The organism is Citrobacter sp. RHB20-C16 (genome assembly GCF_013890155.1).
GTDB classification, from domain to species: domain Bacteria; phylum Pseudomonadota; class Gammaproteobacteria; order Enterobacterales; family Enterobacteriaceae; genus Citrobacter_A; species Citrobacter_A amalonaticus.
Map to the genome: position 1 here is coordinate 334095 of NZ_CP057630.1, position 21192 is coordinate 355286.

General features: G+C 54.9%; 21 protein-coding genes. 17 read left to right on the forward strand and 4 right to left on the reverse strand.

Annotation, left to right across the window (positions count from 1 at the left end; all coding sequences use genetic code 11):
- Positions 1 to 162 precede the first annotated feature (162 nt).
- Positions 163 to 546 carry an aspartate 1-decarboxylase autocleavage activator PanM gene (gene panM / locus HVX64_RS01550; RefSeq protein ID WP_044253808.1) on the reverse strand — a complete coding sequence of 128 codons (384 nt, stop codon included), beginning with the start codon at positions 544 to 546 and terminating at the stop codon, positions 163 to 165.
- A 420-nt stretch (positions 547 to 966) separates the two neighbouring features.
- Here panM and livK point away from each other — a divergent pair, with 420 nt between their 5' ends.
- The 10 genes from livK to ugpQ all read left to right on the forward strand — a co-directional run bounded on the left by livK (position 967) and on the right by ugpQ (position 11037).
- Positions 967 to 2076 carry a high-affinity branched-chain amino acid ABC transporter substrate-binding protein LivK gene (gene livK / locus HVX64_RS01555; RefSeq protein WP_042998475.1) on the forward strand — a complete coding sequence of 370 codons (1110 nt, stop codon included), beginning with the start codon at positions 967 to 969 and terminating at the stop codon, positions 2074 to 2076.
- Between the two features lie 46 nt (positions 2077 to 2122).
- A complete protein-coding gene (gene livH, locus HVX64_RS01560) occupies positions 2123 to 3049 on the forward strand; it encodes a high-affinity branched-chain amino acid ABC transporter permease LivH (RefSeq protein WP_042323006.1) in 927 nt (308 codons plus the stop codon).
- Positions 3046 to 4323 (forward strand): branched chain amino acid ABC transporter permease LivM, encoded by a 1278-nt coding sequence (gene livM, locus HVX64_RS01565; RefSeq protein ID WP_042998473.1) that lies wholly within the window; start codon positions 3046 to 3048, stop codon positions 4321 to 4323. The genes livH and livM overlap by 4 nt, the downstream gene beginning before the upstream one ends.
- Complete coding sequence (gene livG / locus HVX64_RS01570) at positions 4320 to 5087, forward strand: high-affinity branched-chain amino acid ABC transporter ATP-binding protein LivG (protein WP_042998472.1); 768 nt, start codon at positions 4320 to 4322, stop codon at positions 5085 to 5087. Before livM ends, livG begins: the two co-directional genes overlap by 4 nt.
- 1 nt (position 5088) lies before the next feature.
- Complete coding sequence (gene livF / locus HVX64_RS01575) at positions 5089 to 5802, forward strand: high-affinity branched-chain amino acid ABC transporter ATP-binding protein LivF (RefSeq protein ID WP_044253570.1); 714 nt, start codon at positions 5089 to 5091, stop codon at positions 5800 to 5802.
- Between the two features lie 267 nt (positions 5803 to 6069).
- Positions 6070 to 7386 (forward strand): sn-glycerol-3-phosphate ABC transporter substrate-binding protein UgpB, encoded by a 1317-nt coding sequence (ugpB, locus tag HVX64_RS01580; RefSeq protein ID WP_044253566.1) that lies wholly within the window; start codon positions 6070 to 6072, stop codon positions 7384 to 7386.
- 106 nt (positions 7387 to 7492) lie between these two features.
- A complete protein-coding gene (ugpA, locus tag HVX64_RS01585; RefSeq protein WP_099433893.1) occupies positions 7493 to 8380 on the forward strand; it encodes a sn-glycerol-3-phosphate ABC transporter permease UgpA in 888 nt (295 codons plus the stop codon).
- Entirely contained in the window at positions 8377 to 9222 is an 846-nt protein-coding gene (ugpE, locus tag HVX64_RS01590) for a sn-glycerol-3-phosphate ABC transporter permease UgpE (protein WP_042998468.1), read from the forward strand. Before ugpA ends, ugpE begins: the two co-directional genes overlap by 4 nt.
- Before the next feature lies 1 nt (position 9223).
- A complete protein-coding gene (locus tag HVX64_RS01595) occupies positions 9224 to 10294 on the forward strand; it encodes a sn-glycerol-3-phosphate import ATP-binding protein UgpC (RefSeq protein WP_044253560.1) in 1071 nt (356 codons plus the stop codon).
- Positions 10291 to 11037: a glycerophosphodiester phosphodiesterase gene (gene ugpQ / locus HVX64_RS01600; RefSeq protein WP_044253558.1), complete on the forward strand. Its 747-nt coding sequence runs from the start codon at positions 10291 to 10293 to the stop codon at positions 11035 to 11037. The genes HVX64_RS01595 and ugpQ overlap by 4 nt, the downstream gene beginning before the upstream one ends.
- Here the strand turns inward: ugpQ and HVX64_RS01605 are convergent.
- Positions 11021 to 11398, reverse strand: coding sequence for a DUF2756 family protein (locus tag HVX64_RS01605; RefSeq protein WP_042998465.1), 378 nt, complete (start codon positions 11396 to 11398; stop codon positions 11021 to 11023). The genes ugpQ and HVX64_RS01605 overlap by 17 nt on opposite strands.
- A gap of 119 nt (positions 11399 to 11517) precedes the next feature.
- Between HVX64_RS01605 and ggt the strand changes: the two genes are divergently transcribed.
- Complete coding sequence (gene ggt, locus HVX64_RS01610; RefSeq protein ID WP_044253555.1) at positions 11518 to 13263, forward strand: gamma-glutamyltransferase; 1746 nt, start codon at positions 11518 to 11520, stop codon at positions 13261 to 13263.
- 87 nt (positions 13264 to 13350) lie between these two features.
- Here ggt and yhhY read toward each other — a convergent pair whose 3' ends face one another.
- Positions 13351 to 13839: an N-acetyltransferase gene (gene yhhY, locus HVX64_RS01615; protein WP_181825219.1), complete on the reverse strand. Its 489-nt coding sequence runs from the start codon at positions 13837 to 13839 to the stop codon at positions 13351 to 13353.
- Between the two features lie 461 nt (positions 13840 to 14300).
- Between yhhY and HVX64_RS01620 the strand changes: the two genes are divergently transcribed.
- The 5 genes from HVX64_RS01620 to gntU all read left to right on the forward strand — a co-directional run bounded on the left by HVX64_RS01620 (position 14301) and on the right by gntU (position 19254).
- Positions 14301 to 15338 (forward strand): oxidoreductase, encoded by a 1038-nt coding sequence (locus HVX64_RS01620; RefSeq protein WP_044253552.1) that lies wholly within the window; start codon positions 14301 to 14303, stop codon positions 15336 to 15338.
- 123 nt (positions 15339 to 15461) lie between these two features.
- Positions 15462 to 16157 carry a pirin family protein gene (locus HVX64_RS01625; RefSeq protein ID WP_044253806.1) on the forward strand — a complete coding sequence of 232 codons (696 nt, stop codon included), beginning with the start codon at positions 15462 to 15464 and terminating at the stop codon, positions 16155 to 16157.
- A gap of 90 nt (positions 16158 to 16247) precedes the next feature.
- Positions 16248 to 17243, forward strand: coding sequence for a gluconate operon transcriptional repressor GntR (gntR, locus tag HVX64_RS01630; RefSeq protein ID WP_042998462.1), 996 nt, complete (start codon positions 16248 to 16250; stop codon positions 17241 to 17243).
- A 139-nt stretch (positions 17244 to 17382) separates the two neighbouring features.
- Positions 17383 to 17910 carry a gluconokinase gene (gene gntK, locus HVX64_RS01635; RefSeq protein ID WP_042998461.1) on the forward strand — a complete coding sequence of 176 codons (528 nt, stop codon included), beginning with the start codon at positions 17383 to 17385 and terminating at the stop codon, positions 17908 to 17910.
- A 3-nt stretch (positions 17911 to 17913) separates the two neighbouring features.
- Positions 17914 to 19254 (forward strand): gluconate transporter, encoded by a 1341-nt coding sequence (gene gntU / locus HVX64_RS01640; RefSeq protein WP_042998460.1) that lies wholly within the window; start codon positions 17914 to 17916, stop codon positions 19252 to 19254.
- Positions 19255 to 19291: 37 nt separating this feature from the next.
- Here gntU and yhgN read toward each other — a convergent pair whose 3' ends face one another.
- Positions 19292 to 19885, reverse strand: a complete 594-nt coding sequence (yhgN, locus tag HVX64_RS01645) for an NAAT family transporter YhgN (RefSeq protein WP_042998459.1) — start codon at positions 19883 to 19885, stop codon at positions 19292 to 19294.
- A gap of 190 nt (positions 19886 to 20075) precedes the next feature.
- On the opposite strand from yhgN, the gene asd reads away from it, so the two are divergent.
- Complete coding sequence (gene asd, locus HVX64_RS01650; RefSeq protein ID WP_042998458.1) at positions 20076 to 21182, forward strand: aspartate-semialdehyde dehydrogenase; 1107 nt, start codon at positions 20076 to 20078, stop codon at positions 21180 to 21182.
- Positions 21183 to 21192: the final 10 nt, after the last annotated feature.

Below are 21192 nucleotides of genomic sequence, written 5' to 3' on the forward strand. Positions count from 1 at the left end.
CGCATTGCAGGTGCATTGGCTGTGTTATTCAACCCCGGTCACTTACGTCGGTAAGCTTCCGGGGATGTCATCCCTTGCCGCCTTCCTGCAACACGAAATTCTTGGGAAAAGGCAGCAGAGAATATAGCCAGCCGGGTAAGGCGAAGCCGCCACCCGGCTTTTTTAACGTTTTTCCCAGCCGTTTTGCTGTGCGGTGAAGCCCAGTACCTGCATAAACGCCGCCATGACGCCCCGGTCTTCCACGCCGACATCCGCCATCCACCAGGAGGAGACGTTCGGATTATCATGGATCACTTCTTCCACCAGATATTTTCCCACCCCCCGACGCCGCGTGACGTCACGGATGCGCAGCGAATCCAGCGCGCCCTGAGTGCCGCTCAGGGTGACCCTTACGGCGCCTAACAACCGCTCATTAAATCGTGCCGCGTAGATCCGGTGCGTTTCATCTACGCTTAAAGAGGCGGCGGAATACTCCGGCCAGATTTTGCCCAAGTCGATCAGATCCTGATCGCTAAAGTGTTCTAAACGAATGATGGTCAGCTTCATCGACAGCATGTCCAAATCACAAAAGAGAGTGCAAGTGTACCGAAATAATTCAACCGGACGCTTTCTCTTTTTTAAATCATTTGGCAGGTGATTAATTTTATGACGGTCAGAACCTCAGTTCGAAACATCAGAGAATGAAAAACAGGCAGGATAATACCCTGGAAGGTAGTGTTTTATTCGGCTCATTGTCCCGTTATTTTATGCTGACAAGTGTGCTTTTTTTTGTTTATCTATGGTGAAAAGCAGAATATTATCTGTTCTTAATAGACTGAAAAATAGAGGTTTTACGCTGTATTTGCGGAAAATACTGCGCTAAACCATTAATCAGACTGGTAAAAATAGTGTAGTGCAAAAAAAGCACAGTCTGCTTTTTAACCATATAAATAGAAAATAAGTACATCACGAATGGGGATTCAGTAAATGAAACGGAATGCGAAAACGGTCATCGCAGGGGTGATTGCACTGGCGATGTCACAGGCGGCAATGGCAGAGGATATTAAAGTTGCTGTTGTCGGCGCGATGTCGGGTCCAGTGGCGCAGTGGGGCGACATGGAATTTAACGGCGCGCGTCAGGCCATCAAAGACATCAACGCCAAAGGCGGCATCAACGGCGACAAGCTGGTCGCTGTGGAATATGACGACGCCTGCGATCCAAAACAGGCTGTGGCGGTGGCGAACAAAATCGTCAACGACGGTATTCAGTATGTGATTGGTCACCTCTGCTCCTCTTCGACTCAGCCTGCGTCGGATATTTACGAAGATGAAGGCATTCTGATGATCTCGCCTGGTGCGACCAACCCGGAACTGACGCAGCGCGGCTACGCGCACATCATGCGTACCGCCGGACTGGACTCTTCTCAGGGACCGACCGCAGCAAAATACATTCTTGAGAGCGTAAAACCGCAGCGCATCGCCATCATTCACGACAAACAACAGTACGGTGAAGGCCTGGCGCGCTCTGTTCAGGATGCGCTGAAAGCGGCAAACGCCAATATCGTCTTCTTTGATGGCATCACAGCAGGTGAGAAAGATTTCTCCGCGCTGCTTGCGCGCCTGAAAAAAGAGAACATCGACTTTGTGTACTACGGCGGCTACTACCCGGAAATGGGGCAGATGCTGCGCCAGGCGCGCTCCGTCGGGCTGAAAACCATGTTCATGGGGCCGGAAGGCGTGGGCAATGCATCGCTGTCGAATATCGCCGGTGAAGCAGCCGAAGGTATGCTGGTCACCATGCCAAAACGCTATGACCAGGATCCGGCCAACAAAGCGATTGTTGATGCGCTGAAAGCCGATAAAAAAGATCCGACCGGTCCGTATGTGTGGATCACCTACGCTGCTGTGCAGTCACTGGCAACGGCAATGGACCGTTCTGGCAGCAAAGCGCCGCTGGATCTGGTGAAAGATTTAAAAGCAAACGGTGCTGATACCGTCATTGGGCCGCTGAAATGGGATGAAAAAGGCGATCTAAAGGGATTTGAATTTGGTGTCTTCCAGTGGCACGCCGATGGGTCATCCACGGCAGCCAAATAATTATCCCACCGCCCGTTCACGCGGGCGGAAATAGAAAGGTTTTTTTATGTCCGAGCAGTTCCTGTACTTTTTGCAGCAGATGTTTAACGGCGTCACGCTGGGAAGCACCTATGCGCTGATCGCCATCGGTTACACCATGGTGTACGGCATTATCGGCATGATCAACTTCGCCCACGGCGAGGTATACATGATCAGTAGCTATGTCTCTTTTATGATTATCGCGGCACTCATGATGATGGGGATCGATACCAGTTGGTTGCTGGTGGCGGCCGGATTCATTGGGGCGATTATCATTGCCAGCGCCTACGGCTGGAGCATTGAGCGGGTGGCGTATCGGCCCGTCCGGAGTTCCAAACGTCTGATTGCGCTGATCTCCGCGATAGGGATGTCTATCTTCCTGCAAAACTACGTCAGCCTGACGGAAGGTTCACGTGACGTGGCGCTGCCCAGCCTGTTCAACGGGCAATGGGTCGTGGGGGCCAGCGAAAACTTCTCCGCCTCGATCACCACCATGCAACTGGTCATCTGGATTGTGACCTTCCTGGCGATGCTGGCACTGACCATTTTTATTCGTTACTCCCGCATGGGACGTGCCTGCCGTGCTTGTGCGGAAGACCTGAAAATGGCCAGCCTGCTCGGGATTAACACGGACCGCGTGATTGCGTTGACCTTTGTGATTGGCGCAGCGATGGCGGCAGTGGCCGGCGTGCTGCTCGGGCAATTCTACGGGGTGATCAACCCCTATATCGGCTTTATGGCCGGGATGAAAGCCTTTACCGCAGCGGTGCTTGGCGGGATCGGCAGCATTCCAGGCGCGATGATCGGCGGCCTGATTCTGGGCGTCGCGGAAGCGCTTTCTTCTGCTTATCTGAGTACGGAATACAAAGACGTGGTGTCGTTCGCCCTGCTGATTCTGGTACTGCTGGTGATGCCGACCGGGATTCTGGGCCGTCCGGAGGTAGAGAAAGTATGAAACCGATGCATTTTGCGATGGCGCTGCTCTCTGCCGCGATGTTCTTCGTGCTGGCGGGCGTCTTTATGGGCGTTCAACTGGAACTGGATGGCACCAAACTGGTGGTGGACACCGCTGCCGACATCCGCTGGCAGTGGGTGTTTATCGGCACTGCCGTGGTCTTTTTCTTCCAGATGCTGCGTCCGGTATTCCAGAAGAGCCTGAAAAGCGTCTCCGGGCCGAAGTTTATTTTGCCAGCGATTGATGGCTCAACCGTAAAGCAGAAGCTGTTCCTGATTGCGCTGCTGGTGATTGCCGTGGCGTGGCCGTTTATGGTCTCGCGCGGCACGGTGGATATCGCCACGCTGACCATGATTTATATCATTCTCGGCCTGGGGCTGAACGTTGTCGTCGGGCTTTCCGGCCTGTTGGTATTAGGCTACGGCGGTTTCTACGCAATTGGCGCGTACACTTTTGCGCTGCTGAACCACTATTACGGTCTCGGCTTCTGGACCTGCCTGCCGCTGGCGGGACTGGTCGCAGCGGCGGCGGGTTTCCTGCTGGGCTTCCCGGTGCTGCGTCTGCGTGGCGACTACCTGGCAATCGTCACCCTGGGATTTGGTGAGATCGTCCGTATTCTGCTGCTCAACAATACTGAAATCACTGGCGGTCCGAACGGCATCAGCCAGATCCCGAAACCGACGCTGTTCGGTCTCGAGTTCAGCCGCAGCGCACGTGAAGGCGGCTGGGATACCTTCAGCAACTTCTTCAATGTGAAATACGATCCGTCCGATCGCGTGATTTTCCTCTATCTGGTCGCGCTGCTGCTGGTGGTGCTGAGCCTGTTTGTGATTAACCGTCTGCTGCGCATGCCGCTGGGACGAGCGTGGGAAGCGCTGCGTGAAGATGAGATCGCCTGTCGCTCTCTGGGTCTGAGCCCCACGCGCATCAAACTGACCGCCTTTACCATCAGCGCCGCGTTTGCCGGTTTCGCCGGTACGCTGTTTGCGGCGCGTCAGGGGTTTGTCAGCCCTGAATCGTTCACCTTTGCCGAATCGGCGTTTGTGCTGGCGATCGTAGTGCTCGGCGGTATGGGGTCGCAGTTTGCGGTGATCCTCGCGGCCATTCTGTTGGTGGTGTCGCGTGAACTGATGCGTGATTTCAACGAATACAGCATGTTAATGCTGGGTGGTTTGATGGTACTGATGATGATCTGGCGTCCGCAGGGCTTGCTGCCGATGACCCGTCCACAGTTGAAACTGAAAAACGGGGAAGCGAAAGGAGAGCAGGCATGAGTCAGCCATTATTATCGGTTAACGGCCTGATGATGCGCTTCGGCGGTCTGCTGGCGGTGAACAACGTTGAACTGGAGCTGCATCCGCAAGAAATTGTGTCGCTGATTGGGCCGAACGGCGCCGGTAAAACCACGGTGTTTAACTGCCTGACCGGTTTTTATAAGCCGACGGGTGGCACCATTAAGCTTCGCGATCAGCACCTTGAAGGGCTGCCGGGGCAACAAATTGCCCGGATGGGCGTGGTGCGAACTTTCCAGCACGTGCGTCTGTTTCGCGAAATGACGGTGATTGAAAACCTGCTGGTGGCACAGCATCAGCAACTGAAAACAGGCGTGTTTTCCGGTCTACTGAAAACCCCGGCGTTTCGTCGGGCGCAGAGCGAAGCGCTGGATCGCGCGGCCACCTGGCTTGAGCGTATCGGGCTGCTGGAGCATGCGAACCGTCAGGCCAGCAACCTGGCTTATGGCGACCAGCGCCGTCTGGAGATCGCCCGCTGTATGGTGACGCAGCCAGAAATTTTGATGTTGGATGAACCGGCTGCGGGTCTTAACCCGAAAGAGACCAAAGAGCTGGACGAGCTGATTGCCGAACTGCGCAACCATCACAACACCACCATTCTGCTGATTGAGCACGATATGAAGCTGGTGATGGGGATTTCCGACCGTATTTACGTGGTGAACCAGGGCACGCCGCTGGCGAACGGGACGCCGGAACAGATTCGTAATAACCCGGACGTGATCCGTGCATACCTTGGTGAGGCATAAGATGGAAAAAGTCATGTTGTCCTTTGACAAAGTCAGTGCCCACTACGGCAAAATTCAGGCGTTACACGAGGTGAGCCTGCACATCAATCAGGGAGAAATTGTGACCTTGATTGGTGCCAACGGCGCGGGAAAAACCACGCTACTCGGCACGCTGTGCGGCGATCCGCGTGCGACCAGCGGTCGGATTGTGTTTGATGACAAAGACATTACCGACTGGCAAACGGCGAAAATCATGCGTGAAGCGGTGGCGATCGTTCCGGAAGGGCGTCGCGTGTTTTCCCGCATGACGGTGGAAGAGAATCTGGCGATGGGCGGTTTTTTTGCCGAGCGCGATCAGTTTCAGGCACGCATCAAGTGGGTATACGAATTGTTCCCGCGTCTGCATGAGCGTCGTATTCAGCGTGCGGGCACCATGTCCGGCGGTGAACAGCAGATGTTGGCGATTGGTCGTGCGCTGATGAGTGAACCGCGCCTGCTGCTGCTTGATGAGCCATCTCTGGGGCTGGCGCCGATTATCATCCAGCAGATCTTCGACACTATCGAACAACTGCGCGAGCAGGGAATGACCATCTTCCTCGTTGAGCAGAACGCTAATCAGGCGCTGAAGCTGGCCGATCGTGGCTACGTGCTGGAGAACGGTCATGTCGTTCTCGAAGACACCGGCGACGCATTGCTGGCAAACGAAGCGGTACGCAGCGCGTATTTAGGCGGTTAAGCGGTTTGTGATGCCTGATGGCGGCGCATGGCGTCTTATCCGGCCTACACGACATTCGATATTTACACCTGATGCAGGCCGGGTAAGGCGAAGCCGCCACCCGGCTTTTTTTGTTTTCTTGCCACTGAAACGTCATTCACCTGAAGCCTGGCTGTCACCGCTTCGTCATCTGACGGTTATCTTTCTGTCATTCGCGCATGTCATGTTACCTCGCGAGCATAAAACGCGTGATTTCGCGCATCCGGCACAATAAGAGAGATGATGACAATGACATCGTTACGACACACAGCTTTGGGTCTGGCGGTTGGTCTGGCTTTTGCGACAAACGCAATGGCCGTTACCACCATTCCATTCTGGCATTCCATGGAAGGGGAGTTGGGTAAAGAAGTTGACTCCCTGGCGCAACGTTTCAACGACACCCACCCGGATTACAAGATTGTGCCGGTGTACAAAGGTAACTACGAGCAGAGCCTGAGCGCCGGTATCGCCGCGTTCCGTACCGGAAATGCACCGGCGCTGCTGCAGGTTTATGAAGTCGGCACCGCGACGATGATGGCCTCAAAAGCGATTAAACCGGTTTACGAAGTGTTCAAGGATGCGGGCATCAACTTCGACGAGTCACAGTTTGTTCCGACCGTTTCCGGTTACTACACCGATTCGAAATCCGGGCATCTGTTGTCTCAGCCATTTAACAGCTCTACGCCGGTGCTGTACTACAACAAAGACGCCTTCAAAAAAGCGGGCTTAGATCCGGAGCAGCCGCCGAAAACCTGGCAGGATCTGGCGGATTACACCGCGAAGCTGAAAGCCGCAGGGATGAAGTGTGGCTACGCCAGCGGCTGGCAGGGGTGGATCCAGATTGAAAACTTCAGCGCCTGGCACGGTTTGCCGGTGGCGACCCAGAACAATGGCTTCGACGGCACTGATGCGGTGCTGGAGTTCAACAAGCCAGAACAGGTAAAACACATCGCGCTGCTTGCCGATCTGAACAAGAAGGGCGATTTCAGTTATTTCGGGCGTAAAGATGAATCCACCGAGAAGTTTTACAACGGCGATTGCGCTATTACCACCGCCTCGTCCGGTTCGCTTGCGGATATCCGTCATTACGCCAAATTCAACTATGGCGTAGGCATGATGCCTTACGATGCGGATGCCAAAGGCGCACCGCAGAACGCCATCATCGGCGGCGCGAGCCTGTGGGTAATGCAGGGCAAAGGCAGCGACACCTACAAAGGCGTGGCCGAGTTCCTCGACTTCCTGGCAAAACCGGAAAATGCGGCCGAATGGCATCAGAAAACCGGTTATCTGCCGATCACCAAAGCGGCTTATGACCTGACTCGTGAGCAGGGCTTCTATGACAAGAATCCCGGGGCAGACATTGCGACCCGCCAGATGCTGAACAAACCGCCGTTGCCGTTCACCAAAGGGCTGCGACTGGGCAATATGCCGCAGATTCGCACCATCGTTGATGAAGAACTGGAAAGCGTGTGGACCGGCAAAAAAACGCCACAGCAGGCGCTGGACTCTGCGGTAGAACGTGGTAATCAGTTGCTGCGCCGCTTTGAGCAGTCGACCAAATCGTAATCTGTGACTTGCCCGGTGGCGCGTAGCGATCCGGGCCTAAAACGAACTACATGCAGGCCGGGTAAGGTGTAGCCGTCACCCGGCACAGTTCAGGACAACTATCTCAATGTCATCATCCCGTCCGGTGTTTCGCTCGCGTTGGCTGCCTTATTTGCTGGTTGCGCCACAGCTGGCGATCACCGTTATTTTCTTTATCTGGCCTGCAGGCGAAGCGTTGTGGTACTCGCTACTAAGCGTCGATCCGTTTGGGCTTTCCAGTCAGTTCGTGGGACTGGATAATTTCGTCACGCTGTTTCATGACCGCTACTATCTCGACGCTTTCTGGACGACGATCAAATTCAGCGCGCTGGTGACCTTCAGCGGCCTGCTGGTATCGTTGTTCTTCGCAGCGCTGGTGGATTACGTCGTGCGCGGCAGTCGTCTGTATCAGACGCTGATGCTACTGCCCTATGCCGTGGCGCCTGCGGTAGCCGCCGTGCTGTGGATTTTCCTGTTTAACCCAGGACGTGGGCTAATTACCTACTTCCTTGAGCAGTTTGGTTATGACTGGAACCATGCACAGAACAGCGGGCAGGCGATGTTCCTGGTAGTTTTTGCCTCCGTCTGGAAGCAGATTAGTTACAACTTCCTTTTCTTCTTTGCCGCGTTGCAATCGATCCCACGTTCGCTGGTTGAAGCCGCCGCGATCGATGGCGCAGGGCCTGTTCGTCGCTTTTTCAGGCTGGCGTTACCGCTGATCGCGCCGGTGAGTTTCTTCCTGCTGGTGGTCAATCTGGTCTACGCCTTCTTCGATACGTTCCCGGTGATCGATGCCGCGACCGCAGGCGGCCCGGTTCAGGCTACTACGACGCTGATTTATAAGATCTATCGTGAAGGGTTTGCCGGGCTGGATCTCTCTGCGTCCGCCGCGCAGTCGGTGGTACTGATGTTCCTCGTCATCATTCTGACGGTGGTGCAGTTCCGCTATGTGGAAAGTAAGGTGCGTTACCAATGATTGAGAACCGTCGCGGGCTGACAATATTCAGCCACACCATGCTGATTCTGGGGATTGTCGTAATTTTGTTCCCGCTGTACGTCGCGTTTGTCGCGGCGACGCTGGACAACAACGCGGTGTTTGAAACGCCGATGACGCTTATCCCTGGTACGCATCTGCTGGAAAACATGAAAAACATCTGGGCCAACGGCGTCGGTGTGAACAGCGCGCCGTTCTGGCTGATGATGCTTAACAGCTTCATCATGGCGTTTGGCATTACGGTGGGGAAAATCGCGGTCTCGATGCTTTCTGCCTTTGCTATCGTCTGGTTTCGTTTTCCGCTGCGTAACCTGTTCTTCTGGATGATTTTTATCACCCTGATGCTGCCGGTCGAAGTGCGTATTTTCCCGACGGTGGAAGTGATTGCCAATTTGAATATGCTCGACAGTTACGCAGGATTGACGCTACCGCTGATGGCATCGGCGACCGCCACTTTTCTGTTCCGCCAGTTCTTTATGACCCTGCCGGATGAGCTGATCGAAGCGGCGCGCATTGATGGCGCTTCGCCGATGAGATTTTTCTGCGACATCGTGCTGCCGTTGTCGAAAACCAATCTGGCGGCGCTGTTCGTCATCACCTTTATCTACGGCTGGAACCAGTATCTGTGGCCGTTGCTGATTATTACCGACGTCAATCTGGGGACTGCCGTGGCGGGGATCAAAGGCATGATTGCCACCGGCGAAGGCACCACCTTGTGGAATCAGGTGATGGCGGCAATGCTGCTCACCCTTATCCCACCCGTAGTCATTGTTTTAGCCATGCAGCGCGCGTTTGTCCGCGGCCTGGTCGATAGTGAGAAATAAGATGGCAGGTTTAAAATTACAGGCAGTAACCAAAAGCTGGGATGGCAAAACCCAGGTGATTCAACCGCTGACGCTGGACGTGGCGGACGGTGAGTTCATTGTGATGGTCGGCCCGTCCGGCTGCGGGAAATCAACGCTTCTGCGGATGGTGGCCGGGCTGGAACACGTCACCAGCGGCGATATCTGGATTGACCGTCAGCGCGTGACTGAAATGGAGCCGAAAGACAGGGGCATCGCGATGGTCTTCCAGAACTATGCGCTCTACCCGCACATGAGCGTGGAAGAGAACATGGCGTGGGGGCTGAAAATCCGTGGGATGGGCAAGGGACACATCGAACAGCGGGTGAAAGAAGCGGCGCGTATTCTCGAACTGGACGGTCTGCTCAAACGTCGTCCGCGCGAACTCTCCGGCGGTCAGCGCCAGCGTGTGGCGATGGGGCGTGCCATTGTGCGCGACCCTGCGGTTTTCCTGTTTGATGAGCCGCTGTCGAACCTCGATGCCAAACTGCGCGTGCAGATGCGTCTGGAGCTTCAGCACCTGCACCGTCGTCTGAAAACCACCTCGCTATACGTGACCCACGATCAGGTCGAAGCGATGACGCTCGCCCAGCGCGTGATGGTGATGAACAAAGGTATTGCCGAGCAGATTGGCACGCCGGTAGAGGTCTATGAAAAACCGGCCAGCCGCTTTGTGGCGAGCTTTATCGGCAGCCCGGCGATGAACCTGCTGGAAGGACGTATCAGCCATGCGGGTACGCACTTCGAACTGGAAAGCGGCATGGCGCTGCCCATCAATTGGTACTATCGTGGCTACGCCGGGCGAAAAATGACGCTGGGTATCCGCCCGGAACATATTACGCTAAGCTCCCAGGCGGAGGGCGGTGTGCCGCTGGTGATGGACACGCTGGAGATGTTGGGCGCCGATAATCTGGCGCACGGTCGCTGGGGCGATCAGAAACTGGTGGTGCGTCTGGCCCATCAGGAACGCCCAAAGGTAGGCAGCACGCTGTGGCTGCATCTGCCGGAAAATCATTTGCACCTTTTTGATGGTGAAACAGGACAACGTGTATGAGTAACTGGCCGTATCCCCGCATCGTCGCCCATCGCGGCGGCGGTAAACTGGCGCCGGAAAATACGCTGGCGGCGATCGACGTCGGCGCGCATTACGGGCACACCATGATCGAGTTTGACGCGAAGCTGTCGAAGGACGGGGAAATTTTCCTGCTGCACGACGATAACCTTGAGCGCACCAGCAACGGCTGGGGCGTGGCGGGAGAGCTCAACTGGCAGGATTTGCTGCGGGTGGATGCCGGTGGCTGGTACAGCGGCGAGTTTAAAGGCGAACCGCTGCCGTTGCTCTCGCAGGTGGCCGCGCGTTGTCGCCAGCATGGCCTGATGGCCAATATCGAAATTAAACCGACTACCGGAACCGGACCGCTGACGGGGAAAGTGATTGCTCTCGCCGCGCGTGAGCTGTGGCAGGGGATGACTGCGCCGCTGCTGTCGTCATTTGAAATTGATGCGCTGGAAGCGGCGCAGGCCGCCGTACCAGAGCTGCCGCGAGGGTTGTTACTTGACGAGTGGCGTGATGACTGGCGCGAACTGACCACTCGCCTGGCGTGCGTGTCGATTCACCTGAATCACAAGCTACTGGATGAAGCGTGGGTCAGACAGCTTAAAGCGGCGGGATTACATATTCTGGTCTACACCGTCAACAAACCCCAGCGTGCGGCTGAACTGCTACGCTGGGGCGTGGACTGCATCTGTACGGATGCGATTGACGTGATTGGCCCGGACTTTACTGCTGCGGATTAAGCATATCGCCATTCTGCCGCGGCGGTAGCATGTGCTGCTGGCCGCTCTCCAGACGCGTACCGCCGCTCAACATGCCGCCGTTGGTATTGGGCAACGGCTGCTCGCGTACCTGACCCTGCTGGATCCGCTGCTGATTGTTGTTCATCTGTGTTTGCAGATTTTGCTGCTGAAGCTGCGTCTGCGTTTTTAACTGCTGATTTAGCATTCCTTTCTGCTGGATCTGCTGCGTCTGCATCTGCGTCTGCATCCGTTGCTGGCTGGGGATCTGATAACCCGGCTGGTTCGGATTGTTCAGCGTGTTAATCGGCTGTGCGAGACAGGCAAACGGCAGTAGCGCTGTCAAAATTACGTATCGTTTCATCATCATTCCTCCACTGAGGTCTCTCTTAAGTTTACCCCTTTCCCGGCGAAACGAGGATCATTTCAGAGTTATGCACCAGGCTTAGTGGGGGGCTGACCCCACATCTTTGGAGAATAACGATGACGAAACCGACGTTTTTACGCCGGGTAGCCCTTGCTGCTCTGCTCTCAGGAAGCTGTTTCAGTGTGCTCGCCGTCCCCCCTCCACCCCCTCCGGTGTCGTATGGGGTGGAAGAGGATGTGTTCCATCCCGTTCGCGCCAGGCAGGGGATGGTGGCCTCGGTAGATGCCATGGCCACAAAGGTTGGGGTGGATATTCTCAAACAGGGCGGGAACGCCGTGGATGCTGCGGTCGCCGTAGGGTATGCGCTGGCGGTCACGCATCCGCAGGCCGGGAATCTGGGCGGCGGCGGTTTTATGTTGCTGCGTACTAAAGACGGTAAGACCACGGCGATCGATTTTCGCGAAATGGCGCCCGCTAACGCCACGCGCGATATGTTCCTTGACGACCAGGGCAATCCGGACAGTAAAAAATCGCTGACCTCCCATCTGGCGTCCGGCACGCCGGGCACCGTGGCCGGGTTCTCTCTGGCGCTGGAAAAATATGGCACCCTGCCGCTCAACAAGGTGGTGCGTCCGGCGATCAAACTGGCGGAAGAGGGCTTCGTAGTTAACGATGCGCTGGCGGACGATCTAAAAACCTACGGCAGTGAAGTCATTCCGAATCACGAAAACAGCAAAGCCATTTTCTGGAAGGACGGTGAGCCGCTGAAAAAGGGCGACAAACTGGTACAAAAAAATCTGGCGAAAAGCCTGGAGTTGATTGCGGAAAAGGGGCCGGATGCCTTTTATAAAGGGGAGATTGCCGACCAGATTGCGCAGGAGATGCAGAAAAATGGCGGGCTGATGACCAAAGAGGATTTGGCGGGCTATAAAGCGGTAGAGCGCACGCCAATTAGCGGTGACTATCGCGGATATCAGGTCTTCTCGATGCCACCGCCGTCCTCTGGCGGGATCCACATCGTGCAAATCCTGAATATCCTTGAAAACTTCGACATGAAGCAATACGGCTTCGGCAGTGCGGACGCCATGCAGGTGATGGCGGAAGCGGAGAAACAGGCCTACGCCGATCGTTCGGAATACCTGGGCGACCCGGATTTTGTGAAGGTGCCGTGGCAGGCGCTGACCAACAAAGATTACGCCAAATCGATTGCCGAACGGATCGATATCAACAAGGCGAAACCCTCCAGCGAAATTCGCCCTGGCAAACTGGCGCCCTACGAGAGTAACCAGACCACTCACTTCTCGGTGGTGGATAAAGACGGTAACGCCGTGGCGGTCACTTATACCCTCAACACCACCTTCGGGACCGGCATTGTGGCGGGGGATACCGGCATTCTGCTGAATAACGAGATGGATGACTTCTCAGCTAAGCCGGGCGTGCCAAATGTCTATGGTCTGGTGGGAGGCGATGCCAACGCCGTTGGGCCTAAGAAACGTCCGCTGTCGTCAATGTCGCCCACCATCGTGGTGAAAGACGGTAAAACCTGGCTGGTTACGGGCAGTCCGGGTGGGAGCCGGATTATCACGACTGTGCTGCAAATGGTGGTCAACAGCATCGATTTCGGGATGAATGTGGCGGAAGCGACCAACGCGCCGCGTTTCCATCATCAGTGGCTGCCGGATGAGCTGCGTGTGGAGAAAGGCTTTAGTCCGGATACCCTCAAACTACTTGAGCAAAAAGGGCAGAAGGTTGCGCTGAAAGAAGCGATGGGTAGCACACAGAGCATTATGGTAGGTCCGGACGGCGCGCTGTATGGCGCATCAGACCCACGCACTGTGGACGATTTAACGGCGGGGTATTGATTTTGTTGCCGGGTGGCGGCTTCGCCTTACCCGGCCTACGTTTGTGCAGCTGTAGGCCCGGTAAGCGTAGCGAAACCGGGCAATTTGTCACTTCATCCGCGCCATAAAATAGGCATCGACGTACTCGCCGTTACGCAGGCCGTACTTCTTGCCGGTGCCTTCAATTTCAAAACCATATTTTTTATACACGGCTATGGCGGGGGCGTTATCGACAAACACCGTTAATTCGATGCGCTCAACGCGCAGCCAGTTGTCGCACATGTCGATCATGGTCCGCATTAATGCGCTGGCGACACCGCGGTTTTGCCATTGCGCATCAACACAAATACCGAAATCGGCGACGTGACTCCTGCGTGGACGCTGAACGATGGCAATGCACAAATGTCCAACCACGCGATCGTCAATGCAGGCCACAAGTTGTTTGATGCCGGGCTGTTCGGCGAGTCGCGCCTGCCACATCTCACTGGATGGATGAGGAACCTGTAGCGTGTTGTGATACACCTCCGGCTGGGCATGGATCTGACGAATCGCGTCGTAATCTTTGGTTTCAGCATGGCGTATCACTATCTCACTCATTCCCGATCTCCTTCAGGGGTTATTGAGTCTTTACAGTCGCTGAGATTAAAAATGTCGTCAACTGCATTTTTTTGAAGAAATCGCTGGACAACTGCGAATGAGAATGATTATTATTGCTCTGCGTTCAGGAAGACCCTTGCGGAGAACCTGAAAGCACGACATTGCTCACATTGCTTCCAGTATTATTTTAGCCAGCCGGGTGCTGGCTTTTTTTTGGTTTTTTTTCAGCCTGGCTGACTTGTTATTTTGTCCCGGGGAAGTGCCTGAGCTCCTCACGTACATTAAGTACGCTCCGGCTGCTGTGCGCAGGCCGTGAATAATCTGCCTGCGCCACTCACGCCCGAGGCGCGAGCAATCCGTTTCCAGGTGCGCCAGCGCGTCCTCAGGAGAGGTTCCGCATTTAGTCTCTCTGTGCTTTGCGCTATGGTGTATGCATCTTTTTTTCCAAAAAGGACGCCACCATGACGTTACATTGCGCATTTATCGGGTTCGGCAAGAGCGCGACTCGCTACCATCTCCCGTATGTCCTTCACCGTAAAGATACCTGGCATGTGGCCCATATCTTTCGCCGTCGTGCGAAGCCGGAAGAGCAGGCGCCGATTTACTCACACATCCACTTCACCAGCGATCTCAAAGAAATTTTCGATGATCCGCAGGTCAAGCTGGTTATCATCTGTACCCACGCCGACAGCCACTTTGACTACGCGAAACGGGCGCTGGAGGCCGGGAAGAACGTGCTGGTTGAGAAACCCTTCACCCCGACAATGATTGAAGCGAAGGTGCTGTTTGAACTGGCGCAGAGCAAAGGGTTGACGGTGACGCCGTATCAAAACCGTCGCTTTGACTCCTGTTTCCTGACCGCCAAAAAGGCGATTGAAAGCGGTAAGCTGGGTAAGATTGTGGAACTGGAAAGCCACTTTGATTACTACCGCCCGGTCGCGGAAACCCAACCAGGTTTACCGCAGGATGGCGCGTTTTATGGCCTGGGCGTACACACGATGGATCAGGTCATCTCGCTGTTCGGTCGTCCGGACCACGTGGCGTACGATATCCGCAGCCTGCGCAATAAGGCCAATCCGGACGACACCTTTGAAGCGCAACTGTTTTACGGCGATTTAAAGGCCATCGTCAAAACCAGCCATCTGGTGAAAATCGACTATCCGAAGTTTATCGTGCATGGCACCAAGGGGTCGTTTATCAAATACGGTATTGACCAGCAGGAAACCAGCCTGAAGGCCAACATCATGCCGGGTGAGCCAGGCTTTGCGGCAGACGATTCCGTTGGCGTGCTGGAGTACGTTAACGACGAAGGGGTGACGGTGAAAGAAGAGATCAAACCGGAAACGGGCGACTACGGGCGTGTCTATGATGTGCTGTATGACACTCTCACCACGGGCGCGCCAAATTACGTCAAGGAATCTGACGTTCTGACCAACCTTGAACTCCTCGAACGGGCATTCGAACAGGCTTCACCGGCCACGATTACCCTTGCCCGATAAGCCAGACTGACTCCTCTGTACTTGTTCATAATTTTTGAACAGAGGAGTCAATTTTCACCCTCTATGATTGATGATGGATTCGGTCCACACTTACTCCATCGAAAACATCTGGGGGTGAACACAATGATCTACTTACGCAAAGCAAACGACCGTGGCCACGCGAATCATGGCTGGCTGGATTCCTGGCATACTTTTTCTTTTGCTGACTACTACGATCCCAACTTTATGGGCTTCTCGGCACTGCGCGTGATTAACGACGACGTGATTGACGCCGGTCAGGGTTTCGGTACCCACCCGCATAAAGACATGGAAATTCTGACCTACGTGCTGGAAGGCGCAGTAGAACACCAGGACAGCATGGGCAATAAAGAGCAGGTGCCGGCAGGTGAATTCCAGATTATGAGCGCGGGGACCGGGATCCGGCACTCTGAGTACAACCCGAGCAAAACGGATCGTCTGCGTCTGTATCAGATCTGGATCATTCCGGAAAAAACCGGCATCACGCCGCGTTACGAGCAGCGCCGCTTCGACGCCGCACAGGGTAAACAACTGGTGTTGTCACCGGACGCTCGCGACGGCTCGTTGAAAGTGTACCAGGATATGGAACTGTATCGCTGGGCGCTGGTGAAAGGTGAGCAGTCAGTACACCAGATTGCTGCTGAACGTCGCGTCTGGATCCAGGTGGTAAAAGGCGAGGTGAGCATTAACGGCACGAAAGCCACCACCAGCGACGGTCTGGCGATTTGGGATGAGCAGGCGCTGTCAATTCATGCTGACAGCGATAGTGAAATCCTGCTGTTTGATCTGCCGCCTGTATAAATAATTACGCAACCTTCCCTTTAAACGGGGAAGGTTGTGCTTTGTCCGTGATAAACTGAGCAAATCTCTCACTTACGATTTCTCAGGACGATGAAGAAGAAAAGACCCGTACTTCAGGATGTAGCTGACCGTGTTGGTGTGACCAAAATGACGGTCAGCCGTTTTTTGCGTAATCCGGAGCAAGTCTCCGTTGCATTGCGGGGCAAGATCGCTGCTGCACTTGATGAACTGGGTTATATTCCCAATCGCGCACCTGATATCCTCTCCAACGCCACTAGTCGGGCCATTGGCGTACTGCTGCCGTCGTTAACCAACCAGGTTTTTGCCGAAGTTTTACGCGGTATTGAGACCGTGACGGATGCGCATGGTTATCAAACCATGCTGGCGCACTACGGTTATAAGCCGGAGATGGAACAGGAGCGTCTGGAGTCGATGCTCTCCTGGAACATCGATGGTCTGATCCTGACTGAACGTACCCACACGCCGCGCACGTTGAAAATGATCGAAGTGGCGGGGATTCCGGTGGTTGAACTGATGGACAGTCAGTCGCCCTGCCTCGATATCGCAGTCGGTTTTGACAACTTTGAAGCCGCGCGTCAAATGACCGCCGCGATTATTGCACGCGGGCATCGTCATATCGCCTATCTGGGGGCACGTCTTGACGAACGTACTATCATCAAACAGAAGGGTTACGAACAGGCAATGCTGGATGCCGGTCTGTTGCCCTACAGTGTGATGGTGGAGCAGTCTTCTTCTTACTCTTCGGGGATTGAGCTTATCCGTCAGGCGCGTCGTGAATACCCGCAACTGGACGGTATCTTCTGTACTAACGATGACCTGGCGGTGGGCGCGGCCTTTGAATGCCAGCGTTTAGGGTTGAGGATCCCGGATGACATGGCGATCGCTGGTTTTCACGGCCATGATATCGGTCAGGTGATGGAACCGCGTCTGGCCAGCGTGCTGACGCCGCGTGAGCGTATGGGCAGCATTGGCGCAGAGCGTCTACTGGCGCGTATTCGTGGGGAGAGCGTCACGCCAAAAATGTTAGATTTAGGTTTCACCTTGTCACCGGGTGGATCTATTTAACCCGACAAATTTGAAGTAGCTCACACTTATTCACTTCTCGCACGTTTGGATATTGCTTCTGTTTTAGTCAGGTTGGACAATGTTACCGATAACAGTTACCCGTAACAATTCCTGATCCTTGTACTGTGGGGGCACCACTTTGAGCACGACTAATCATGATCACCACATTTACGTTCTGATGGGCGTATCGGGCAGCGGTAAATCCGCTGTCGCCAGCGAAGTGGCGCATCAACTGCATGCCGCGTTTCTTGATGGCGATTTTCTCCATCCGCGTCGCAACATTGAGAAAATGGCCTCCGGTGAGCCGCTCAATGATGACGACCGTAAGCCGTGGTTGCAGGCGCTGAATGACGCCGCGTTTGCGATGCAGCGTACCAATAAGGTTTCGCTGATCGTCTGTTCCGCACTGAAAAAACATTACCGTGATCTGCTGCGTGACGGTAACCCGAACCTTTCTTTCATCTACCTGAAAGGCGATTTCGACGTGATCGAAAGCCGTCTGAAGGCGCGTAAAGGCCATTTCTTCAAAACCCAGATGCTGGTGACGCAGTTTGAAACCCTGCAAGAACCGGGTGCAGACGAAAGCGACGTACTGGTGGTGGATATCGATCAGCCACTGGAAGGTGTTGTTGCCAGCACCATCGAGGTCATTAATAAAAGGCAGTAAGTTTTGAGTACATTAACGCTTGTTTTAACAGCAGTAGGCTCCGTTCTGCTGCTGTTGTTTTTAGTGATGAAGGCGCGTATGCACGCCTTCGTTGCTTTGATGGTGGTGTCTATTGGTGCAGGTCTCTTTTCCGGTATGCCGCTCGATAAAATCGCGGCGACAATGGAAAAAGGGATGGGAGGTACGCTGGGCTTCCTGGCGATTGTGGTCGCTTTGGGGGCCATGTTTGGCAAGATTTTGCATGAAACGGGCGCAGTCGATCAGATTGCGGTCAAAATGCTGAAATCCTTCGGCCACAGTCGCGCGCATTATGCGATTGGGCTGGCGGGACTGATTTGCGCGCTGCCGCTGTTCTTTGAAGTGGCCATTGTTCTGCTGATAAGCGTCGCGTTCTCGATGGCGCGTCATACCGGTACAAACCTGGTGAAGCTGGTGATCCCGCTGTTTGCGGGCGTGGCGGCGGCCGCCGCATTTCTGCTGCCGGGACCTGCGCCGATGCTGCTCGCTTCTCAGATGCACGCCGACTTTGGCTGGATGATTCTGATTGGTCTGTGTGCCGCCATTCCAGGGATGATTATCGCCGGGCCGCTGTGGGGCAACTTTATCAGCCGCTACGTTGAGCTGAATATTCCAGACGATATTACCGAACCGCATCTGGGCGAGGGCAAAATGCCGTCCTTTGGCTTCAGTCTGTCGTTGATCTTGTTGCCGCTGGTGCTGGTGGGACTGAAAACCATCGCCGCACGTTTTGTGCCGGTCGGTTCTACGGCTTACCAGTGGTTTGAATTTGTCGGTCACCCGTTCACCGCGATTCTGGTGGCTTGTCTGGTGGCGATTTACGGCCTGGCGATGCGTCAGGGGATGCCGAAAGATAAGGTCATGGAGATTTGCGGTCACGCGCTGCAACCGGCGGGTATCATCCTGTTGGTGATTGGTGCTGGCGGTGTCTTCAAGCAGGTGCTGGTGGATTCTGGCGTGGGGCCGGCGCTGGGTGAAGCGCTGACCGGGATGGGCTTGCCGATTGCCATTACCTGCTTCGTGCTGGCGGCAGCGGTGCGTATCATTCAGGGCTCCGCGACCGTAGCCTGCTTAACGGCGGTGGGACTGGTGATGCCAGTAATTGAACAACTGAATTTCTCCGGGGCGCAGATGGCGGCACTGTCTATCTGTATCGCGGGGGGGTCGATCGTCGTCAGCCACGTGAACGATGCCGGTTTCTGGCTGTTCGGGAAATTCACCGGTGCGACAGAAGCACAAACGCTGAAGACCTGGACAATGATGGAAACCATCCTCGGCACCGTGGGTGCGATTGTGGGTATGGTGGCGTTTTCACTGCTCAGTTGAAAAAAGGTAGGCCGGGCAATCGCCCGGCCCTATTGTTTTATCCCTTCATCCACATCCGGATGCCGTCCAGGAACATCTGGGTCGCCATCATCACCAGAATCAATCCCATCAGGCGTTCCAGCGCATTTACCCCTTTCTCACCCAGCAGACGCAGAAACAGCGACGACTGCAGCAGAATCACAAACGTACCGCCCCAGGCCAGCAGCAAGGCAATCACCAGATGCCCCATTTGATTAGGATACTGATGCGATAACAACATCAACGTGGCCAGAATCGTTGGGCCGGCAACTAACGGGATCGCCAGCGGGACAATAAAGGGCTCTTCGCCTGCCGGAAGGCCTGCGCTGTTTCCGGTGGCACTGGGGAAGATCATCTTGATGGCAATCAGGAACAGAATAATGCCCCCGGATATTGAAACCGTTTCGGCTCGCAAATTCAGGAATGCGAGAATTTTCTCGCCCGCGAAAAGGAAAATCAGCATCAGTAACAGCGCAATGAACAGCTCGCGCACCATGATTGCCCGACGCCGCTTCGGTTCGGTATGTTTCAGTACGGACATGAAAATGGGCAAATTACCGAGCGGATCCATAATCAGGATCAATAAAACGGCTGCAGAAATGATTTCATTCATAACTCAAATTCCCTGATAATTGCCTCGGACTTTCTGCTCGCTTAAGCAGCGGGATAAGTCGCATTTCTGATGGCATCGCTATCATTGATTAAATTCACTTGCGACTTTGGCTGCTTTTTGTATGGTGAAGGATGAGCCAGTAGGACACTGGTCAGCATACACAGCACACATCTTTGCAGGAAAAAACGCTATGAAAAATGTTGGTTTTATCGGCTGGCGCGGTATGGTCGGCTCTGTTCTCATGCAACGCATGGTTGAAGAGCGCGACTTCGACGCCATTCGCCCTGTTTTCTTTTCAACTTCTCAGCTTGGGCAGGCCGCGCCGACGTTCGGCGGTACCTCGACCGGCACACTTCAGGACGCTTTCGATCTGGACGCGCTGAAAGCGCTCGATATCATTGTGACCTGTCAGGGCGGCGATTATACCAACGAAATCTATCCAAAGCTTCGTGAAAGCGGATGGCAGGGTTACTGGATTGACGCGGCCTCTTCGCTGCGCATGAAAGATGACGCTATCATTATCCTCGACCCGGTTAACCAGGATGTCATCACCCGGGGCCTGAACAACGGGATTAAAACCTTCGTCGGCGGTAACTGTACCGTTAGCCTGATGCTGATGTCGTTGGGCGGTCTGTTTGCCCATGACCTGGTGGACTGGGTGTCGGTCGCGACCTACCAGGCGGCCTCCGGCGGCGGCGCGCGTCATATGCGCGAATTGCTCAACCAGATGGGCCAGTTGCATAACTACGTCGCTGATGAACTGGCAACGCCTTCCTCCGCTATTCTCGATATCGAACGCAAAGTTACCCAACTGACTCGTAGCGGCGAACTGCCGGTAGATAACTTTGGCGTCCCGCTGGCAGGTAGCCTGATTCCGTGGATCGACAAACAGCTTGATAACGGCCAGAGTCGCGAAGAGTGGAAAGGCCAGGCGGAAACTAACAAAATCCTTGATACCTCATCCGTCATTCCGGTCGATGGCCTGTGCGTGCGCGTTGGCGCGCTGCGTTGCCACAGCCAGGCGTTCACTATCAAACTGAAAAAAGACGTTTCCATTCCGACCGTGGAAGAACTGCTGGCGGCTCACAATCCGTGGGCGAAAGTGGTGCCAAACGATCGGGATATCACCATGCGTGAGTTAACCCCAGCGGCCGTTACCGGCACGTTGACCACGCCAGTTGGCCGTCTGCGTAAGCTGAACATGGGACCGGAGTTCCTGTCAGCCTTTACGGTAGGCGACCAGTTGCTCTGGGGGGCTGCAGAGCCGTTGCGACGTATGTTGCGCCATCTGGCGTAATCGCGTTGGT